The sequence below is a fragment of the Luteibacter sp. genome, assembly GCF_035539195.1.
In the GTDB taxonomy this organism is placed as follows: Bacteria; Pseudomonadota; Gammaproteobacteria; order Xanthomonadales; family Rhodanobacteraceae; genus Luteibacter.
Genome location: NZ_DATLIW010000015.1, coordinates 209,789 through 229,596 on the forward strand (window position 1 = coordinate 209,789; position 19,808 = coordinate 229,596).

A 19,808-nucleotide genomic window follows, 5' to 3' on the forward strand; every position below is an offset into this window, starting at 1 on the left:
GTTATCCCTGGGGCAGGATGAAGGCCGCCAGGACCTTGCGGCCCTCGCCGGCCAGGAGGCTGTAGGTGCGCGCGGCCGAACCGTTGGTCATCGCCTCGACGCCGATGCCCTGGCGCAGGAAGCCGGCCATGACCTCGGCCGGCGGGAAGACCTGTCGTTCGCCGGTACCGATGATGACCAGTTCCGGCTTGAGGTCGGCGATGAGGGCGACATCGGCAAGCGTGAGCTGTTTGGCGTCGGTCACCGGCCAGTCTTCGACCACCTGTTCGGGGGTAAGGAGCAGGCTCCTGTGAAAGTCGCGGTCGACGATCGTGACCGTGTTCGCGCCCACCCGGCGCACGAAAAGGTACTCGCCAGGGTGCTCGAACGAGAGGTCCATGGCGGGTTACCGGGGCAGGGCGAGCTTCGGGTCCTGCTCGTTCCGGCGGAACAGGACGACGATATGGCCGATTTCCTGGACCTTTTCGGAGCCGGTCTGGCTGGTCAGGAAGTCGATCTGGGCCTGGCGCTCGTCCTTGTCGCCTCCGGAGAGCTTGACCTTGACCAGCTCGTGGATGTCCAGGGCCTGGGCGAGCTCCTTGGCCACGGCCTCGGTGGCGCCCTTGTTACCCAGCAGGACGACCGGCTTGAGATCGTGGGCCATGCTGCGGAGATAGCGGGACTGTGTAGGGGAAAGCGACATTGCGTTCAGGTTCGATGTGCGGCTGACAGGCGTCAAAGGGTATCATGCAAGGCCCGCTCCTTATTAAGACTCTGGTCGAAAGCCATGGCACGCAGCAAGACCAGCTCCCAGTGGCTGAAAGAGCACTTCGACGATCCCTACGTAAAAAGGGCTCAGGCGGAGGGTGCGCGCTCGCGCGCCATCTACAAGCTCGAGGAGCTGATCGAGCGGGATCGCCTTATCAAGCCCGGCATGACCATCGTCGACCTCGGCGCCGCCCCTGGCGGCTGGTCCCAGCTGGCTCGCCAGCGCCTGGGAGACACCGGCAAGGTCATCGCCATGGACATCCTGCCCATGGCCAGCCTGGCCGGCGTGGAGTTCATGCAGGGCGATTTCCGTGAGGAAACCGTCCTCCGCGAGCTGGAAGGCATGCTCGGCGGCCAGAAGGTCGATCTTGTCCTGTCGGACATGGCCCCCAATATGTCCGGTGTGGCACTGGCCGATCAGATCCGCGCGATGGACCTTTGCGACCTGGCTCGTCAGTTCAGCCTGGACTGGCTCAAGCCAGGCGGGTCGTTCCTGGTGAAACTGTTCCAGGGCGTGGGTTTCGACGAATATCTTAAGAGCTTGCGCGCTGACTTCAGTCGCGTGACGATGCGTAAACCGAAAGCCTCCCGCGCACGTTCGGCGGAGGTGTATGCACTGGCGACCGGCCTCAAGTCGGCGTCCCGGTAACCTGGCGAGAACACCGCATGAATGAGATGGCAAAAAATCTGTTGCTCTGGCTGATCATCGCGGTGGTCCTCCTGACCGTGTTCCAGACCTTCAATCCCCATGGCGGTTCGTCGCAGGACATGTCCTACACGACGTTCGCCCAGAACGTCGATAACGGCAACGTCGCCAACGGCACGATCACCTCCACGGCGCCGCCGACGATCACCGGCAAGCTGAAGGACGGCGGCGCGTACCGCACCGTCGTGCCGATGGTCGGCATGTCCAGCAGCGACCTCGTCAAGCAGATGCGCGACAAGGGCGTCGAGCTGAGGCAGGAGCCCGCCGACAACGGCTTCTCCCTGCTCGGCCTGCTCTTCAACTGGCTGCCCATCATCATCTTCGTCGCCGTGCTGATCTGGTTCATGCGCCAGATGCAGGCGGGCTCCGGTGGTCGTGGTGCGATGAGCTTCGGTCGCTCTCGCGCCAAGCTGCAGGGCGAAGACCAGGTCAAGGTCAACTTCACCGACGTCGCCGGTTGCGACGAGGCGAAAGAGGAAGTGGGCGAGCTCGTCGAGTTCCTCCGCGATCCCGGCAAGTTCCAGAAGCTCGGCGGCAAGATTCCCCGCGGCGTCCTGATGGTCGGCCCCCCGGGTACCGGTAAGACACTGCTCGCCAAGGCGATCGCCGGCGAAGCCAAGGTGCCGTTCTTCTCCATCTCCGGTTCGGACTTCGTCGAGATGTTCGTCGGCGTCGGCGCGAGCCGCGTGCGCGACATGTTCGAGCAGGCCAAGAAGCACGCGCCGTGCATCATCTTCATCGACGAGATCGACGCCGTCGGTCGCCATCGCGGCGCCGGCATGGGTGGCGGTCACGACGAGCGCGAGCAGACACTCAACCAGTTGCTGGTCGAGATGGACGGTTTCGAAGGCACCGAAGGCATCATCGTCATCGCCGCCACGAACCGTCCCGACGTGCTCGATCCGGCCCTGCTGCGTCCGGGTCGCTTCGATCGCCAGGTCGTCGTCGGCCTGCCGGACGTGAAGGGGCGCGACCAGATCCTCAAGGTGCATATGCGCAAGGTGCCGACCGCGGCGGACGTCGACCCGATGGTCATCGCGCGTGGTACGCCCGGCTTCTCGGGCGCCGACCTGGCCAACCTCGTCAACGAGGCCGCCTTGTTCGCCGCGCGCGAGAACGCCCGCGAAGTGCGCATGAGCCACCTGGACCGTGCACGTGACAAGATCCTCATGGGTGCGGAGCGTCGCTCCATGGCCATGAACGACGAAGAGAAAAAGCTCACCGCGTATCACGAGGCCGGTCACGCGATCATCGGTCGCCTGGTTCCCGAGCACGATCCGGTCTACAAGGTCACGATCATTCCGCGCGGTCGCGCGCTGGGCGTCACCATGTACCTGCCGGAAGGCGATCGCTACAGCATGAACAAGGTGGCGATCGAATCGCAGCTTTGCTCGCTGTATGGCGGCCGCGTCGCCGAGGAACTCATCTTCGGTCACGACAAGGTCACCACCGGCGCCTCGAACGATATCGAGCGTGCGACCAAGATGGCCCGCAACATGGCCACGAAGTGGGGCCTGTCCGACGAGCTAGGCCCGGTCACCTACGGCGAGGAAGAGGACGAGGTCTTCATCGGTCGCTCCGTGACGCAGCACAAGAGCGTCTCCAACGAGACCGCTCGCAAGATCGATGAAGTGGTACGCACCATCCTCGATCGCGCTTACGCGCGCAGCAAGGAGCTGCTGACGACGAACATCGACAAGCTGCACGTCATGGCCGAGACCCTGCTGCAGTACGAAACGATCGACGCACGCCAGATCGACGACATCATGAATGGTCGCGAGCCCGGCCCGCCGATCGACTGGACCAAGCCTGGTTCGCCGCCTCCGCCGCCCCCGCGTGGCGACGCTGGCTCGGCACCGGACAAGGTCGGCAAGCCTGCTACGCAGCTGTAAGAAGGGAAGGGCGGCCACTGGCCGCCCTTCTTCGTTGAGATGCAGCGCTTCTCCGGCCGATGCTTCTCCCGCCAATGCTTCTCTAGGGGGAAGGCTTCTCCGGGGAGAGACTTCTCCAGGGAGAGGCTTCTCCAGGGAGAGATTTCTTTGTGAAAGGCTTCTCCGTGGGAGGCTTCTTTGTGGAAGGCTTCTCTGTGGGAGCCGATTCATCGGCGAAGGCGTGCTCGCGAATACGCGCGCCCCCGTCCAGTCGGACGGCCAATTCGCTCATTTGTTACCGGCGTGAGAAAAAAACTTTCAGAAAAGTGTTGACGCCCACGCTCGATATCTGAATAATTCCGCTTCTCGACACGGCGCCAACGCTTCACAGCGGCAGGCAACGAGTCAAAGGTTTAAAGTGTGCGCCCGTAGCTCAGTTGGATAGAGTACCAGGCTACGAACTTGGTGGTCGGGAGTTCGAATCTCTCCGGGCGCACCATCTTTAAAAAGCGGTTGAAAGTGTGGTGTGTTCATACGGATTGACGGGCTTGGGCTTGACCCGTAACATTTGAAGGCTTCACCAAAGCATCGGTGGATAATTTAAGTTTCGGGGTATAGCTCAGTCTGGTAGAGCGCCAGCTTTGGGAGCTGGATGTCGGGGGTTCGAATCCCTCTGCCCCGACCAGTTGGCGTTCTACGTACAGTGCCTGCGCCTGTAGCTCAACCGGATAGAGCATCGGCCTTCTAAGCCGACGGTTGCAGGTTCGATTCCTGTCGGGCGCGCCAGATGGTGTTTTATGGTGGGCGTAGCTCAGCTGGTTAGAGTACCGGATTGTGATTCCGGATGTCGTGGGTTCGAGTCCCATCGTCCACCCCACTTACAACGTGCGATGTGTTTCAAAATGGGCCGTTAGCTCAGTTGGTAGAGCAGTTGACTCTTAATCAATTGGTCGTAAGTTCGAATCTTACACGGCCCACCATTTTGGAAGGCGCTTAGGGAAACCTAAGCGCCTTTTCTTTTTGCTCGTAGGCTTCCCGAGGGTAGAGCGATGGATACCGGCAAGCCTGCCAAGCCGAGAACGCCGCGACGTGATGGACGTCCAGGCTCAGGCCTGTTGATCCGGCCGCATGTGGGTGCGGAGACGCGGGTGAAGTCGGGTGGGCGGGCGGATAACCGTTCTGGCACTGCGGGGACAACGTCGAGCGGCCCGTCAGCCGCTCGACATGATCGAAGTCGTGAAGATCCAGAAATCTCGGAGTGACTGTCGGTTTCGCGGATCAGAAGACGCTGAAGGAGTTTGCATCGTGCACACATTGGCCGCCGCCGCACGCGGTCATTCGGGTGGGTGCTGTTCCTGCCGAAGGCATAAAGCAGTTGACGTAGACGTCGCTGGTGCCAGAAACCCCGCCAGGTGTCGGGTCGTTGGCCGACTGGCGGCACCGATTGTCTATGACAAGGTCGCTGGTGACCGTGCTTGCGGAGTCGAGGCGATAGGTCGATGTGCCACGGTGCACGGAGTTCTGATTTGCGGAGACGACATAGTTCCCGGGGGCGACCGCTTGCAGATAAGGGGCACTGTTTTCTTGGGGAGCGGCAGAACTCGGGTCCACGGGCGATTCGGAACGACATGCTCCGCCTCCAAGCGTATCGGGGCTCAGCCTGATGACGCTGCCTCTGGAGACCTGTGAACCAAAACTGGCGCAGATCCGTTCGTCGAGCTCCCGCGTGGCCCGGGGCTGAGAGCTGTGCAAGTACAGATAATCACCATTCTCGAGTTCGATAAGGTGCTGCTCGACGAGCACGTCCATCCCGTGCTCGTCTTTCAGGATCACTTGCCGAACGATGCGTTTCTCGCCCTCGGGCGAAATGCTTGCGCTTTGCTGAGTAACCTGCGCGATGACGAGGGCCGGGAACGCCGCGGCAGCGAGCGGAAGTAGATATCGCATTGGGTTGCCTCCTTGGCTGGGAGGGCCAGGATCGGTGTATGCGCGACTCGATTGAATACGTAAATTCTGAAAAATGGCCTACATTTTGATCTGGGTTCGCGGCGTCCTCTGGGCCACATCCGTCCACGCCTACCCGGTGATAGACCTGAGAAGGCGTGAGACCTAGAATGGCCCCGCGAGCGAGAGTGGCGGAATTGGTAGACGCACCAGATTTAGGTTCTGGCACCGCAAGGTGTGTGGGTTCGAGTCCCACCTTTCGCACCAACCTCAAGTGAATTGAATCATGCACTTAGGGGTTGCGATGTCGTAAGAGTTACATCTAACGTAATCATCTCTGTCCCGTAACGCTCAACCCCTCGCAAGCGAGGTGCCGCGAAGGGCAGTGAGTGCCGCAGCTCCGTCGACCATGCTGTCTGTCTCGACTTGAGCGTACGTATCGGCGGTTGTCTTGATCGTCGTGTGGCCCAGCCACTCTTTCACCAGATTGATGTTGCCCGTGGCCTTCAGCAGGCGCGTCGCGCACGTGTGGCGGAGGGCGTGGATCACGCAATCCCCGCCGAGGATGCCTGCGAGCTTCTTAGCGGCGTTCCAGACGTGCTCGGCACGATTCTTCCCCAAGTCCTGAAAGGGACCGACAGGACGGGTGCCCTCGGCTTTGATCGCGAGCAGGATGGCTGTCGCCTCCTCCGTCAGCGGCACCGAGCGCGCCTTGTTGTTCTTGATTTCTTTCATGCGGTACAGCCGAATTACTCCGGCGCCGTGCTCGATGCCTTGTACGTCAGGCCTGCGCAGCCGCAGAGCTTCACCAAGACGGACGCCGGTCTCCACGAGCACCTTGAACAGCCTCAGATAGAAGTGCGCGTCACGGCGACGCGGAGAGCGTCCCTTAGTGCCTGGCATCACTGTGTCCAGTTCGGCGACCGCCTTAAACATAGCTGCCTCCTGCGAGTGCGTTAAAGAAAACTTGCGGGCGCCCAGCTCGGGAAGGTACTTAATCTTCGGGATTGTCTTCGGGCCAGCCGGTAGCTCGCTAATTGCGCTGAACATGCGGCCCAGGCAGGCGAGGCGACGATTGATCGTGCCAGGCGCGCTGGGCGGCTTGGAGTCGAGCCGCTCGGTGATATATCCCTCCCACGAATTGCGTGATTACGAGCAGCGTCTCAGCGACACGAGGCGGCAGATTCAGCGTCACAACCGCGACGTGTTCAGTGTTCTCGACCATACGCACGACAGGGACACGGGTTACTGTTGAGGTGACTTTCATGCTCAAGCCTCCGGATCGAAGGGAATGGTGGAGATCGCGCAGACGCCGCGCGAACGTGGTTCGTTACTGGCGTGCAGCTCGGCGTCGTAGAGCGCTTCGCTCTTGCAGCTCCCGGCCCACTGGCGTCCCTCGTGTTCGAAGACGGTGACGTAGGAGCGGAGTGGGTTTCTGGATGCGGACTTGCTGGCCATGCGGGTTCCTTGCTGGTCGTTGGGCATGAAAAAGCCGCCTCGTGGGCGGCTGGTTGTAGAATTCGTCCCAGGGAAGGCCCAAGGGGGGCGAGGTGTTATGGCCGTTTTTGATCTTTATTCGAAACGACGCAGGCGGGAACGTGGTGACATGTCTGACGTCTACACGTACGACGACATGCCGGAGCCTCTACGCGTGCAAATCCTGCACATCATTGGCGACGCGATCGGGCGGCCCTATTTCAACGGCGAACATCCGGCTGGGGAAGCCTACGCACTGATTGTTAAAACGCTGCGATCAGAGTACGGAACGTTCCAGTTGGCTCCGCAGCCCTTGAACATGAAGAGCGAATTGTTTGAGTTCTTTCTAAGAGAGAAGGACGTCGATCGATGTCTAGACGTTGTAGAGCTTTCCATGCGCGTCATTGAGCGTTTTGTCGCTGAGCAGTACCAATACTGGGGTAACGTTGAGGATGTCACCCTCACCCCTGCTGATGCGGTCGCTGATTTGAACACTCGCCTTCGCGAAAGTGGCGTGGGATACCAATATGTTTCGGGGGACGTGGTTCGTGTCGATTCCCAGGTGATCCACGCGGAAGCCGTCCTGCCTGTTCTCTCCCTCCTACGACTAGCGGGATTTGAAGGCGCCGACGCGGAATTTCTCGAAGGTCACCTACAGTACCGGAAGGGTCACTTTAAACAGGCCATCGTGAGCGCTTGCAAGGCGTTTGAAAGCACGATGAAGGCGATCTGCGCGGAACAGAATTGGACGGTCGACGCTGATGCATCCTCGCGAAAGCTCGTGAACACTGTGCTTAGCCACGGGCTCCTTCCACAGTACATGGAAACCCAGCTTGGTGCGGTTCGCACGCTCCTTGAGAGCGGCGTGGCTACCGTAAGAAATAAGAATGGCGGACACGGGGACGGTTCGGTGCCCGTTGACGTCCCAGACTGGTACGCGCGCTACGCGCTGAATCTCACCGCGACAACGATGTTGTTTCTTCTTGAGGCACACCAGCATCTAGAAAGGGGTTGAGGCCAGAACCCGAAGACCGAGGCGTTGTACAAAATGAAGGAGATGTCGCCGTCCAGCTTCATGTCACGCAGGTAACCCCTAGGGTTCCCTAGGGAGTCTTAAGGGGGAAACTTCGTTTCCCTCCTAAGTTCCGAGTTTTATCCCTTGAAGGAGGGGGTGGCTGACCCAAGGTGCCGAGAGGCGGCACGGGGCCGTATAGGGAGAGACCATGGATTTTGATGCAGAGCTTGACAAGCTCGTCGCCGCGAAGAACAAGCGAGATGCGGATGCCCGCCGAGCGGCCGACTACTCGAAAGACCAGCAGACGGCGTTCCTCGCCGTGTGGGCGGCTCACGCGAGGGATGTAGTGCAGCCGACATTGGACGCGCTTGCGGACTCTGCTAGAGCCCGAGGCATGGATGTGAAGGTCGACTACGCCGTTGATGTCCACACCGGAGCGATCCACGAAGCCACTTTGACGGCTTTCAAGCCGCTTGGTCCGCTGAAAGCTCGGAGTTATCTGAAGGTGCAGGCGGGCGTTGGTTCGCAGCGCGTCGTAGTCGAGTCCTACATCCACGGCTCTGGCGCCGGGGCCGTGACACAGACGTTTCCTATCGGCGTGGTAAATGCTGAGTTCCTTAAAAAGGAAACCATGGCTGTCGCCCGTAGCATCATCGGTTGAGGTGCGTGCCAGGGCGGGGAGCGGCCATTGCCTATCCCCGCCCCGAGCTTTGACTGGAGATGCAGCGCCTACGCCGCGAAGTGCTTCGCGACCTCGCGCAAGTGGTCGAGTTCGAACTCGTTATTGACCACGATAGAGACGACTCGCAGGTTGCGCGCTCGGGCTTCGGTTGCAGCGAGCAGCTCGGCGTCGAGCAGCGTCACAGCGATGCAGCGCTCGCCCCACTTGCGTCCTTCGGATTCGAAGACGGTGACGTACTGGCGCTGTGCGGTTCTTGCGGAGTACTTGCGGGCCATGCGGGTTCCTTGCTGGTCGTTGGGCATGAAAAAGCCGCCTCATGGGCGGCTGATGGTGTGTAGGTCGTGCAAACAGGTTGCATAAAAAAAGCCGCTCTTTCGAGCGGCTTCAAGTGAGCAATTCATTATCGAACTATCGAATCCAACCTAGCTTGTAGATGACTGTTGCGATGATGAACACAAACGCTACCGCGACTGCCATTGCCTGGAGTCGCCGCGTCTGAGGGATCTTCGGCACGTATCGTAACTGGGCGAAGATGAGGCCAGCCTCGACCAGCGTGCAAGCGACAATCGTCCACTGAAACGGTGTTAGGTCAAACGTCAGAATAGCAATCATCGAGTACGGCCCCTTTGTTACCAGTTACCCGGACCTGGGTACGTGGAGTTGCAGGTTGCGTTATCTTCAGAGTAACTAGCCAGCGCATCAGCCGCCACGACATACGAGCCGACGCATGCCGCAATCGCAACACCGGTCTCAGCAGCCGCGCACGTTGCCAACGTGGCCGTACCACCACCGACGATCAGCGTGACATCAGAGGTCTTGTGCTGGCAGTGTTCTTGCCGCATGGCTTCCCAGTAAGAGTAGTCCGGGGTAGTGGTGCCGCCGCCGGCTCCATTCGAGTCCCAGAAGTCGAAGTTGTAGCCACCCCAACCGCCAAAGTCGTTGTCGACGACATCTCGGCAGGAATACTCCGCATCGCAACCGAAACCGTCACCGCCAGGGGAAGGATAGAGATTCGGGCTCATAACAGCCTGGGCACTCATCATTCCGTTGTTGCCCACCTTCATCGCTGATGGGACAACAGTGCCACTCTTGATGAGAAGTGAGGTCTTCTTCGGATTGGTCAACAACGCCTGGAAGCGCGCCTGAAGAGCTGCGGCCTGATTCGGGTCGTTATTTGAGGCAGCGAGAAACGCCTGCGAGGCGGAAACCTGGGCGCTCACTCGACCGTTCGAAACCGTGGCCGTGTTCGCTGCCATGTTGATGTTCATCGTCACACCATTGGAGTCGTAGACTGCGATAGTCGACCCGGAAGGTGTGATAGAGAACGAAGTGATGGTGGGCGCAGGAGGGTGAGGTGGAGGAGTAGTTCCGCCGCCGCCGCCGGGATCACACGTGTCGCACCTCATGTTCGGCTGAATGCCGTGGGATGCGCTTGCAGATGACGTTTGCTGCGCCACTGCGGCACCAGCGAGGGAAAAAAGGACTAAAGCAGCGAGAAAGCGGCGAGACATCGACAACTCCTGTGGACGATGAAACTGCGGTTTGCCGCAATGTGCGGCGAGTGATGTGAGGCCCGTCCCCGACAATCCTGCGGGTTCTCACTGAGCGCAAGCAATCACGTTGGATTGCCCGCCGCACGCAATGTACGAGCAAAAATTCGCGCTGCGCAACAGCAAGTTTTTACGCTTCCAATGCGGGGCTGGCGTCGTTTGGATGTCTGCCGAAAAGGCGCACAGCGGCTAAGCCTTCGCTTGGACTCTCGCCGCCACCCCCTCGGCGATACTCCCCACGGTGACGCCACCTGCGTAGTCGAGGATCCGGAACCTCAAGCGGCATCCACAGCGGGACATGTCCGTGTAACCTCTTGATCTTCTACCGAGGCAAGTGGATGTAGACTCCGGCACCGCAAGGTGTGTGGGTTCGAGTCCCACCTTTCGCACCAACCAGGGGTCGTACCAAGACCAATGACGAGCAGTTCGCTCATTAGCGCGGCCCTGGGCGTCGCGGCAGGGTGGTCGTCTTGACTTCAGTGCAGGCCAGTGGGCCGAGGTTCTGGTGGTCCAGGCTTGCCGGCGTTGCCGCGCTGGCCGGCTTCTGCGTAGCGCTGTCCATCCACATGCGAAGCATTCTCCATCTGCCGGTTCCAACGGAATCATGGCCGGGCTGTCCGCTTTCGTTCTGTCTCTTCGCCGGCGCGTTTCTCGTAGTCCTGCCCATGATTCGCGACGCCGGTGACGGCCGGCTCGGTGCGGTATCCAATGTGCGAATCGTCGCTGGCATGCCGACGTGGGCGCGCCTGGCGATAGGCGTTTGCGCCGTCTACGTAGCCATCAACTTCGCCTGGGGGCTGGTCGGTCACGGCGGGAAGGTGCGCGTGTCGGACGGCAGGGCGGTTGCCTACGTATCGGGCGTTTCGCGCGTTCTCAGTGACGGCGAGTATCGAGACTATCTGGCGTGGCAAGTCCGCCTGTGGTCGGGTCACCTACTCATCTTCTACCTGGTTCCCGCGTTCTACTTTCTGTGCGGGCCGGGAGCGAAAGAGCAGGCTGCTCGATAGGGCAAGCGTCGTCGCGTCTTCAGGCGAGCGACGTCACGATATCCGTGGCTTCAACGACGTCATGATCCCGGTAGTTTCAGCACGTAGGGGTACCAACGCGCCTGCGCGTTGATCTTCATTCAGACGGGTGACTGCGTTCGCCGGGCTACGATGGTGCCCAAAACGGCAAGCACGACCGTGATCGCAAAGTTCGCCGCGAACGCCGCGGTGTGCGACACGTTCAACAGTGCCGCGAACAACGTGCCACCGATCGCCAGCGTTGTCGCCACCATGAGCGATTCGCACAACTGCAAGGCCGAGCTGTTGCTGCCTTGCTCGTGTTCGCCGGACATGGAAAGGGCGAGTACGGCGACCGTTCCGTAGAGCATGCCCATGCCGAGGCCGGTCAACAGCCAGCCGAGTACAGCGGCTGCCACCGGCATCCACGGGAACGTGGCGAGCGATGCGGTGACGACACCGAGCACCATCAGCGCGGTGCCGCGAGTGAGCAAGGCCTGCCGGGAAATGGTCGCGTAATGGCCCTGGTACCACGAGCCCGAGAACCATCCGATCGCGCCGACACTGATCGCCAGGCCGGACCATGTCGGCGACAAGCCGTGTTGCTGCGAAAACACCAGCGGAAGAAAGGCCTCCGCGCCGAAGAAGGCGGAGGCGGCGACACCGCGCAGCGCGATCACGGCCGGTAGCCCACGCGCGGCGCGCAGCGTGCCGACGGGAAGAAGTCGGCGACCGCAACCGACCAGCAGCGCGACGGCGGGCACGAAGAGCGTGATGGCCAGCCAGCCGTGTTCCTGCCCGGCGACGAACAGCAGGCAGGTGCCCAGGGACGCACCGATCGCGTTCACCATGCGACCGGGCTTCTCCTCCTGGGCGTGCGTCGGCGGCGCCAGGGAGTTCAGGGCGCCGCGAAGGGCGGCGGCCGCAGGCAGGGCGAGCAGCGGCACCGCGAGGAACACCCAGCGCCAGCCAAGGTGTTCGACGATGGCGCCACTGATGGCCGGACCGATCAGCGCCGGCACCACCCAGCCCGCCGAGAACGACGCGAATACCTTCGGACGCAGCGACTCCGGGTAGAGGCGCGCCACGATGACGTAGAGCGCCGGCGAGAGGCAGCCAGCGCCCAGGCCTTGTACGAGGCGCCCGACGATCAGGGTCGGCATGTTGTGGGCGAACCCCGCAATCAACAGGCCGGCCACGAAACCGAGCAGGCCGGTCCAGACGGCGGGGGCAGGCCCCTTGCGGTCGCTCCATCGACCCGACAACGCCATGCCGATGACGCTGGTCGCCAACAGGCCGCCGAAGGCCAGCGCATAGACACGCAGGCCGTCCAGCTCGCGCGCCACCGTCGGCATGGCCGTGGTCACGGCCAGCGCCTCGAAGGCGAGCAGGGAAATCAGGGCGACCATGCCGAGCGTGGCGGCCCGGTAGGTCGGAGAGAGGATGCCGTCGGCGAGGGGAGGCGCCGAGGGTCGGGTAAGGTCGGGGTTGGACATGCCCGCGTTCATTCTTTTTCTTCCTTGGGGTGGGGAGTTTCGCACGCTTGCGCGAGGCGACCGAAGCGCGCAGGATGGGACCTCAACCTTGGTTGAGGTCAAGCGATGCGGGAATTGAGCGTGGGTGACGCGGCCAAACGCGCCGGTGTGGCGGTCTCGGCCCTGCATTTTTACGAACGCAAAGGGCTGATCCGCAGCCTGCGAACGGCGGGAAACCAACGGCGCTATGCGAGCGATGTGCTCCGGCGGATCGCGGTGATCCGGGTCGCCCAGCGGGTGGGTATCCCGCTGGAGGCCGTGCGGCGCGCCTTCTCCGCCCTCCCCGAGGAGCGGACGCCCAGCCGTGAGGAGTGGGCACAGATGTCCGCCGCATGGCAGCAGGAGCTGGAGGAACGGATCAATCAGCTGACCAATCTGAAGGAAAAACTGACCGAATGCATCGGCTGCGGCTGCCTTTCGCTGACGGCGTGTGCCCTGGCCAATCCCGGGGACGCCCTGGCCGCGGATGGTGGCGGTCCCAGGCGCTGGACCCCTGCCTGACGCCTGTTGCGGCGGCAGGAGGGCAAAACGTAGAATGGGCAGTCATTTGCGGGGTTTTTCACCCCATCGCGCCACGACTCGTGGTGGTTTCAGGAGAGGTCATGCAGGTTTCGGTTGAGAATGTCGGCAAGCTCGGGCGCAAGCTCACGGTGAAGTTCCCGGCTGAGCGCCTCGAGTCGCAGGTCAGCCAGCGCATCGCGGAAATGGGTCGTACGGTGCGTCTGAAGGGCTTCCGTCCCGGCAAGGTGCCCACCAACGTGATCAAGCAGCGCTTCGGCGCGCAGGTCCGTGGCGAGGCGCTGTCCGAACTGATCGGTACCACGCTGCGCCAGGCTGTCGAGCAGGAAAAGCTCCAGCCGATCGCCAATCCGGCGGTGGACACCACCGGCAACGCCGAGAATGGCGAGATCGCCTACACGGCCACGTTCGAAATCATGCCGGAGTTCCCGGTCGTCGACGTCGCGGCCCTGGAAATCTCCCGTCCCAAGGCTGAAGTGAAGGATGCCGACATCGACAAGATGATCGAAACCCTGCGCACCCAGCGCCGCAGCTTCGACGAAGTCGATCGCGCCTCCAAGGACGGCGACTTCGTCATGTTCGAGTACGCCGCCGAAGCCGGCGACTACCGTTTCCCGACCGAAGGCCTGGAGCGCGCGGGCAGCGTGCTCGGCTCGGGCACCCTGTTCAAGGCGCTCGACGAGGCCCTGACCGGTCGTTCGGCCGGCGAAGACCTCGTCCAGGACGTCGCCTTCCCGGAAGACTTCCGTAACCCGGAGCTCGCCGGCAAGACCGCCAAGGTCACCTTCAAGATCGTCAAGGTGCAGGAGCCGAACCTCCCGGCGGTCGATGCCGAGTTCGTGCAGCTGTTCGGCGTCGCCGACGGCGACATCGAATCCTTCCGCAAGGAAGTCCGTGCCAACCTCGAGCGCGAGCTCAAGGCCACGGTCATGGCTCGCCTGAAGTCCGAAGTGGCCGAAAAGCTGGCCAGCGCCTATCCGGACCTCGACGTTCCCGACCTGATGGCCGACGCGGAGGCCCGCAGCCTCGCCGCCGGCAACCTGCCGCGCGGCCAGGAGCCGAGCCCGCAGATGGTCGCCGAAGCCACCCCGTTCGCTCGCAAGCGTGTGCTCGCCGCGCTGCTGATGGGTGAAATCGCACGCAAGAATGAGATCCGGATCGATCGCAAGCGTATGGCGGAAATGCTTTCCGCGATCGCTTCGACCTATGAAGAACCGGAGAAGGTCATTGAACTGTATAACGGCGATCCCCAACTGATGTCGGGACTGCAGAACCGCGTGATGGAAGATCAGGTGGCCGAGTGGGTGGCGGATCACGCCAAATCCACCGACCAGGAACTGAGCTTCGACGAGGTGATGCGCCCGATCGGTGCCTAACCGCATCGGTCACTTGCAACAGCCGGGCCCCACACGAAGGAGAGACCGCATGTCCATGGCTCCGATCCAGAACCTCAACCTGGTGCCCATCGTCGTCGAACAGACCTCACGCGGTGAGCGTTCGTACGACATTTACTCGCGTCTCCTGAAGGAACGCATCATCTTCGCCGTGGGGCCGGTCGACGATTACATGGCCAATGTGATCGTCGCCCAGCTGCTGTTCCTTGAGTCGGAAAATCCGGACAAGGACATCAACCTGTACATCAACAGCCCGGGCGGTTCCGTCACGGCCGGCATGGCGATCTACGACACGATGCAGTTCGTGAAGCCGGACGTCAGCACCATGTGCATCGGCCAGGCCGCCTCGATGGGCGCCCTGCTGCTGGCGGCAGGTGCGGCGGGCAAGCGTTACTCGCTCCCGCATTCGCGCATCATGATCCACCAGCCCTGGGCCGGTGGCATTTCGGGCCAGGCCACGGACATTGAGATTCACGCCCGTGAAATCCTGACCATGCGCGAGCGTCTCAATGCCATCCTTGCCCACCACAGTGGCAAGACGGTCGACGAGATCGCCCGGGATACCGAGCGCGACCGCTTCATGAGCGGCGCCGAGGCCCAGGCCTATGGCCTGATCGACTCGATTCCCGAAAAGCGCACGGTCGATACCGTCCGTTCAGCTTGATTTGAACGTTTTCGCTTGTGAAAACCGGCACTTCGCTCCTGATTCCAGGGGCGAAGTGCTGTGCTATTCTCAAAGCGTACCTGGATTCTCAGTAGGGCCCAAAGCATGAGCGACGAGCGGCAGAGCCGTTCCAACGACGGCGGCAAGATTCTTTACTGCTCCTTCTGCGGCAAGAGCCAGCATGAAGTGCGCAAGCTGATCGCCGGCCCCAGCGTGTTCATCTGCGACGAATGCGTTGAGCTGTGCAACGACATCATCCGCGAGGAACTGGAAGAAAAGGCGGCCTCCGGCCGGACCCAACTTCCTAAGCCCCGCGAAATCATGGAAGCCCTCGACCAGTACGTGGTCGGCCAGACGCGCGCCAAGAAGGCGTTGTCCGTCGCGGTCTACAACCACTACAAGCGCATTGAATCGCGCCAGAAGAACGACGAAGTCGAGCTTGGCAAATCCAACATCCTCCTGATCGGTCCGACCGGTTCGGGCAAGACGCTGCTGGCCGAAACGCTGGCGCGCCTGCTCAACGTGCCGTTCACGATCGCCGATGCCACGACCCTCACCGAGGCGGGCTATGTCGGTGAGGATGTCGAGAACATCATTCAGAAGCTTCTGCAGAAGTGCGACTACGACGTCGAGAAGGCGCAGAGCGGTATCGTCTACATCGACGAAATCGACAAGATCTCGCGTAAGAGCGAGAACCCGTCGATCACCCGCGACGTCTCTGGCGAAGGCGTGCAGCAGGCCCTGCTCAAGCTCATCGAGGGCACGCTCGCCTCGGTGCCGCCGCAGGGTGGCCGCAAGCATCCGCAGCAGGAATTCCTGCAGGTCGACACACGCAACATCCTGTTTATCTGCGGTGGTGCGTTCTCGGGTCTGGAGAAGGTCATCCAGCAGCGTTCCGAGACCACGGGCATCGGCTTCGGCGCCGAGGTCCGCTCGAAGGAACGTACGGAGAACGTCGGCAAGATGCTTTCGGAAGTCGAGCCGGCGGATCTGGTCCGTTTCGGTCTGATTCCCGAGTTCGTCGGCCGTCTGCCGGTGGTCGCCACGCTCGACGAACTCGACGAGGCTGCCCTGGTGCAGATCCTCACCGAGCCGAAGAACGCGGTCACCAAGCAGTTCAAGAAGCTGTTCGACATGGAAGGCGCCGAACTGGAATTCCGCCCGGAGGCCCTGTCCGCCATCGCCCGTCGCGCGCTCAAGCGCAAGACCGGCGCGCGTGGACTGCGTACCATTCTCGAACAGGTGCTGCTCGACACGATGTTCGAACTGCCCTCGCTGGAACATGTCAGCAAGGTCGTGGTCGACGACGCCGTGATCGATGGCCAGGCCGAGCCGTATCTCATCTACCGTGGGAACCTGCAGCAGCAGCGGATCGCGGGCGAGGGCGGCGACGCAGCCTGATCGTCGCATAAGCGAGCTACCGCGGCCCCGGCGTCCAGCGACGCCGGGGCCGTTTTTCTTTGTGCCGGCCGCACTTGATCGACCCTGCGCGAACCACCACTTGACGTGTATGGCGGCTCCGGCGCAGTGTCGGGTCGCACCCCCAAATTCTCCGAGGGAAACCCCAAGCACATGGCGAAGAATCGCAGCCAAACCACGAGCGGATCCGAGCTGGACCTGTTGCCGGTCCTGCCCCTGCGTGACGTCGTCGTCTACCCGCACATGGTTATTCCGCTGTTCGTGGGACGCGACAAGTCCATGCGCGCACTGGAGCGGGCGATGGAAGGCGAACGGCAGATCCTGCTCGTCGCTCAAAAGAGCCCCGACATCGACGATCCGTCGATCGGCGACCTCCACTCGGTCGGCACGCTCGCCGGCGTCCTGCAGTTGCTGAAACTGCCCGATGGCACCGTGAAGGTGCTGGTCGAGGGGCAGTCGCGCGTGCAGATCGATGCCTTCGAAGACGAAGCCGGCATGATGAGCGGCAAGGCCCGCGTCATCGAGCCGATCTACAGCAGCAACGAGCGCGAACTCGATGTCGTGTCGCGTTCGCTGGTCTCCCTGTTCGAGCAGCTGGTCAAGCAGAGCCGCAAGCTTCCTCCGGAAATCCTTGCGACGCTCTCGGGCATCGACGATCCCTCGCGCCTGGCCGATTCCATCGCCGCGCACCTTTCCGTGCGCATGGGCGATAAGCAGCGTGTGCTCGAAGCGGCCGACGTCGGCCAGCGCCTCGAGTTGCTCATCGGCCTGGTCGATGGCGAGATGGACCTGCAGCAGGTCGAGAAGCGCATCCGCGGTCGCGTCAAGTCGCAGATGGAAAAGAGCCAGCGCGAGTACTACCTCAACGAGCAGATGAAGGCCATCCAGAAGGAGCTGGGTGAGGGCGAAGAGGGCGCGAACGAGATCGAGGAGCTGCAGAAGAAGATCGACGCCGCCGGCATGCCCAAGGCCGTGCTCGCCAAGGCGCGCCAGGAGTTCAACAAGCTCAAGCAGATGTCGCCGATGTCCGCCGAGGCCACCGTGGTCCGCAACTACCTCGACTGGGTGGTCGGCGTGCCGTGGAAGAAGCGCAGCAAGGTCCGCAAGGATCTCGCGCTCGCCCAGGAGACCCTCGACGCCGATCACTTCGGTCTGGAGAAGGTCAAGGAGCGCATCCTCGAGTATCTCGCCGTGCAGCAGCGGGTGAACACGATGAAGGGTCCGATCCTCTGCCTCGTCGGTCCGCCCGGCGTGGGCAAGACCTCGCTCGGCCAGTCGATCGCCAAGGCGACCAACCGCAAGTTCGTCCGCATGAGCCTGGGTGGCGTGCGCGACGAAGCGGAAATTCGCGGGCATCGTCGCACCTACATCGGTTCGATGCCGGGCCGCATCGTGCAGAACCTCAACAAGATCGGCACCAAGAACCCGCTGTTCGTCCTCGACGAAATCGACAAGATGTCCATGGATTTCCGTGGCGATCCGTCGTCGGCGCTGCTCGAGGTGCTCGATCCGGAGCAGAACAACGCGTTCAACGATCACTACCTGGAGGTCGATCTCGACCTCTCCGAAGTGATGTGGATCGCGACGGCGAACTCGCTCAACATTCCCGGTCCGCTGCTCGACCGCATGGAAGTGATCCGTATCCCCGGTTACACCGAGGACGAGAAGCTCAACATCGCGCAGAAATACCTGTTGCCCAAGCAGCTGAAGGCGAACGGCCTGAAGGCCGAAGAGCTGACGGTGGGCGAAGATGCGCTTCGCGATATCGTGCGCTACTACACCCGCGAGTCCGGCGTGCGTAACCTCGAGCGCGAAATCTCCAAGATCTGCCGCAAGGTGGTCAAGGAAATCGCCCTGGGCACCGTCCCGGCGAAGGCCAAGGCCAAGGTGAAGAAGACCGCCGCCAAGGCCGTGAAGGGCAAGGTGCTCGCTCCGGACCAGGTGCGTGTGGACGGCGAGAACCTCGATCACTTCCTCGGCGTGCGCCGCTTCGATTTCGGTCGTGCGGAACTGCAGAACGAAGTGGGCCTGGTCACCGGCCTGGCCTGGACCCAGGTCGGCGGCGACCTCCTCAGCATCGAGGCCTCCGTGGTCCCGGGCAAGGGCCGTCTGATCCAGACGGGCCAGCTGGGCGACGTCATGAAGGAATCGATCCAGGCCGCGCTCAGCGTGGTTCGCGCCAGGGCGGAAGCCCTGGGTATCGATCCCGACTTCCACCAGTCGCTCGACATCCACATCCACGTGCCCGAAGGTGCCACCCCGAAGGACGGTCCGAGTGCCGGTATCGCCATGTGCACCGCGCTCGTTTCGGCCCTTACGAAAGTGCCGGTGCGTTCCGAGGTGGCCATGACCGGTGAGATCACCCTGCGTGGTCGCGTCCTGCCGATCGGTGGCCTGAAGGAGAAGCTGCTCGCGGCCCATCGCGGCGGCATCACCACCGTGATCATTCCGGACGAGAACAGGAAGGACCTCATCGATCTGCCGGAAAACATCACGACCTCGCTGGCCATCCATCCGGTGAAGTGGATCGACGAAGTGCTGAACCTGGCGCTGGAGCGTCCGCCGGCACCGAAGAAGGCCGGAGACGGCGGTGAGAAGGTCGAGGTGCCGCTCGAAGAGGCCAAGGCCGGTAAGGGCAAGGGCAAGGCATCGCCGTCGCTCACGCATTGATCCGGGCCTGTCGTTTCGTGTAACAGGCAAAAGGGCGCACGCGAGTGCGCCCTTTTCATTTTCGCTGTCCTGTCATTGATGGTTCGCGATAATCGTTTTGCTCCTCCCTTGCAAGCCTCCGTGAAGGATGCATACGCGCTGAAAGCGTTGGTATTGCTCGTATTGCGATGGGGGGAGGGCACTGGTATAAAGGCGGCTCCGCAATCGTCCGCGCCGCAAGGGCGCCACGGATTGCGGGTCGTCGAACGATGCCAAAAGCTTGCGTTCGAAGATCTATCGTCTTCTCGTACAGGATCGCTGTCCGGCGATTCGAATTACCTTTGAAAGGGAGTCACGTAATGAATAAAACCGACCTGATCGCCGCCATTGCTGAAAAGGCTGAACTGTCGAAGGCTGACGCTGGCAAGGCGCTCGAAGGCCTGATCGAAGCAGTGAAGGACACCCTCAAGAAGGGTGAAGACGTCGCCCTCGTCGGCTTCGGCACCTTCAAGCTGCGTAGCCGCGCCGCCCGTACCGGCCGCAACCCGCGCACGAACGAAGAGATCAAGATTCCGGCGTCCAAGGTCCCGGCCTTCACGGCTGGCAAGGCGCTCAAGGATCACGTAAACTAAG

At 62.0% G+C, this 19,808-nt stretch carries 19 protein-coding genes and 6 tRNA genes; 17 read left to right on the forward strand and 8 right to left on the reverse strand.

Annotated elements, in window-relative coordinates:
* Position 1 precedes the first annotated feature (1 nt).
* Together VM621_RS05000 and yhbY are read right to left on the reverse strand one after the other, a co-directional pair.
* Positions 2-379, reverse strand: a complete 378-nt coding sequence (locus VM621_RS05000) for an Mth938-like domain-containing protein (RefSeq protein WP_325467878.1) — start codon at positions 377-379, stop codon at positions 2-4.
* 6 nt (positions 380-385) lie between these two features.
* Complete coding sequence (gene yhbY / locus VM621_RS05005; RefSeq protein WP_046968793.1) at positions 386-682, reverse strand: ribosome assembly RNA-binding protein YhbY; 297 nt, start codon at positions 680-682, stop codon at positions 386-388.
* A gap of 84 nt (positions 683-766) precedes the next feature.
* Between yhbY and rlmE the strand changes: the two genes are divergently transcribed.
* The 7 genes from rlmE to VM621_RS05040 all read left to right on the forward strand — a co-directional run bounded on the left by rlmE (position 767) and on the right by VM621_RS05040 (position 4,304).
* On the forward strand, positions 767-1,396 hold the full coding sequence (gene rlmE / locus VM621_RS05010; protein ID WP_325467879.1) for a 23S rRNA (uridine(2552)-2'-O)-methyltransferase RlmE: 630 nt from the start codon (positions 767-769) through the stop codon (positions 1,394-1,396).
* A gap of 17 nt (positions 1,397-1,413) precedes the next feature.
* Positions 1,414-3,345 (forward strand): ATP-dependent zinc metalloprotease FtsH, encoded by a 1,932-nt coding sequence (gene ftsH / locus VM621_RS05015; RefSeq protein ID WP_325467880.1) that lies wholly within the window; start codon positions 1,414-1,416, stop codon positions 3,343-3,345.
* A gap of 401 nt (positions 3,346-3,746) precedes the next feature.
* Positions 3,747-3,823, forward strand: a tRNA-Arg gene (locus VM621_RS05020).
* A 109-nt stretch (positions 3,824-3,932) separates the two neighbouring features.
* A tRNA-Pro gene (locus VM621_RS05025) sits at positions 3,933-4,009 on the forward strand.
* A 24-nt stretch (positions 4,010-4,033) separates the two neighbouring features.
* A tRNA-Arg gene (locus VM621_RS05030) sits at positions 4,034-4,110 on the forward strand.
* A 14-nt stretch (positions 4,111-4,124) separates the two neighbouring features.
* Positions 4,125-4,201: transfer RNA gene (locus VM621_RS05035), tRNA-His, on the forward strand.
* Positions 4,202-4,228: 27 nt separating this feature from the next.
* A tRNA-Lys gene (locus VM621_RS05040) sits at positions 4,229-4,304 on the forward strand.
* A 298-nt stretch (positions 4,305-4,602) separates the two neighbouring features.
* On the opposite strand, the gene VM621_RS05045 is transcribed toward VM621_RS05040, so the two are convergent.
* On the reverse strand, positions 4,603-5,271 hold the full coding sequence (locus VM621_RS05045; RefSeq protein ID WP_325467881.1) for a hypothetical protein: 669 nt from the start codon (positions 5,269-5,271) through the stop codon (positions 4,603-4,605).
* A 179-nt stretch (positions 5,272-5,450) separates the two neighbouring features.
* On the opposite strand from VM621_RS05045, the gene VM621_RS05050 reads away from it, so the two are divergent.
* Positions 5,451-5,535, forward strand: a tRNA-Leu gene (locus VM621_RS05050).
* A gap of 84 nt (positions 5,536-5,619) precedes the next feature.
* On the opposite strand, the gene VM621_RS05055 is transcribed toward VM621_RS05050, so the two are convergent.
* Positions 5,620-6,204: a site-specific integrase gene (locus tag VM621_RS05055; protein ID WP_325467882.1), complete on the reverse strand. Its 585-nt coding sequence runs from the start codon at positions 6,202-6,204 to the stop codon at positions 5,620-5,622.
* A 333-nt stretch (positions 6,205-6,537) separates the two neighbouring features.
* Positions 6,538-6,726, reverse strand: coding sequence for a hypothetical protein (locus VM621_RS05060; RefSeq protein ID WP_325467883.1), 189 nt, complete (start codon positions 6,724-6,726; stop codon positions 6,538-6,540).
* Positions 6,727-6,823: 97 nt separating this feature from the next.
* Between VM621_RS05060 and VM621_RS05065 the strand changes: the two genes are divergently transcribed.
* Both VM621_RS05065 and VM621_RS05070 read left to right on the forward strand, forming a co-directional pair.
* Complete coding sequence (locus tag VM621_RS05065; protein ID WP_325467919.1) at positions 6,824-7,759, forward strand: STM4504/CBY_0614 family protein; 936 nt, start codon at positions 6,824-6,826, stop codon at positions 7,757-7,759.
* A gap of 208 nt (positions 7,760-7,967) precedes the next feature.
* Positions 7,968-8,420, forward strand: a complete 453-nt coding sequence (locus VM621_RS05070; RefSeq protein ID WP_325467884.1) for a hypothetical protein — start codon at positions 7,968-7,970, stop codon at positions 8,418-8,420.
* Between the two features lie 68 nt (positions 8,421-8,488).
* Here the strand turns inward: VM621_RS05070 and VM621_RS05075 are convergent, their stop codons facing one another.
* Positions 8,489-8,716 (reverse strand): hypothetical protein, encoded by a 228-nt coding sequence (locus VM621_RS05075; RefSeq protein WP_325467885.1) that lies wholly within the window; start codon positions 8,714-8,716, stop codon positions 8,489-8,491.
* Positions 8,717-9,070: 354 nt separating this feature from the next.
* Positions 9,071-9,709 carry a hypothetical protein gene (locus VM621_RS05080; protein WP_325467886.1) on the reverse strand — a complete coding sequence of 213 codons (639 nt, stop codon included), beginning with the start codon at positions 9,707-9,709 and terminating at the stop codon, positions 9,071-9,073.
* A gap of 752 nt (positions 9,710-10,461) precedes the next feature.
* On the opposite strand from VM621_RS05080, the gene VM621_RS05085 reads away from it, so the two are divergent.
* Complete coding sequence (locus VM621_RS05085) at positions 10,462-10,998, forward strand: hypothetical protein (protein ID WP_325467887.1); 537 nt, start codon at positions 10,462-10,464, stop codon at positions 10,996-10,998.
* Between the two features lie 119 nt (positions 10,999-11,117).
* Here VM621_RS05085 and VM621_RS05090 read toward each other — a convergent pair whose 3' ends face one another.
* Positions 11,118-12,491 (reverse strand): MFS transporter, encoded by a 1,374-nt coding sequence (locus VM621_RS05090; RefSeq protein WP_325467888.1) that lies wholly within the window; start codon positions 12,489-12,491, stop codon positions 11,118-11,120.
* 105 nt (positions 12,492-12,596) lie between these two features.
* Between VM621_RS05090 and soxR the strand changes: the two genes are divergently transcribed.
* The 6 genes from soxR (at position 12,597) to VM621_RS05120 (ending at position 19,807) form a co-directional block, all read left to right on the forward strand.
* On the forward strand, positions 12,597-13,031 hold the full coding sequence (soxR, locus tag VM621_RS05095; RefSeq protein WP_325467889.1) for a redox-sensitive transcriptional activator SoxR: 435 nt from the start codon (positions 12,597-12,599) through the stop codon (positions 13,029-13,031).
* Positions 13,032-13,132: 101 nt separating this feature from the next.
* Positions 13,133-14,425 carry a trigger factor gene (gene tig, locus VM621_RS05100; protein ID WP_325467890.1) on the forward strand — a complete coding sequence of 431 codons (1,293 nt, stop codon included), beginning with the start codon at positions 13,133-13,135 and terminating at the stop codon, positions 14,423-14,425.
* Between the two features lie 55 nt (positions 14,426-14,480).
* Positions 14,481-15,107, forward strand: a complete 627-nt coding sequence (gene clpP / locus VM621_RS05105; protein WP_107914007.1) for an ATP-dependent Clp endopeptidase proteolytic subunit ClpP — start codon at positions 14,481-14,483, stop codon at positions 15,105-15,107.
* Positions 15,108-15,212: 105 nt separating this feature from the next.
* Entirely contained in the window at positions 15,213-16,508 is a 1,296-nt protein-coding gene (clpX, locus tag VM621_RS05110) for an ATP-dependent Clp protease ATP-binding subunit ClpX (protein ID WP_325467891.1), read from the forward strand.
* A 171-nt stretch (positions 16,509-16,679) separates the two neighbouring features.
* Positions 16,680-19,196, forward strand: coding sequence for an endopeptidase La (gene lon / locus VM621_RS05115; RefSeq protein ID WP_325467892.1), 2,517 nt, complete (start codon positions 16,680-16,682; stop codon positions 19,194-19,196).
* A gap of 338 nt (positions 19,197-19,534) precedes the next feature.
* Positions 19,535-19,807, forward strand: a complete 273-nt coding sequence (locus tag VM621_RS05120; RefSeq protein WP_036112061.1) for an HU family DNA-binding protein — start codon at positions 19,535-19,537, stop codon at positions 19,805-19,807.
* Position 19,808 lies beyond the last annotated feature (1 nt).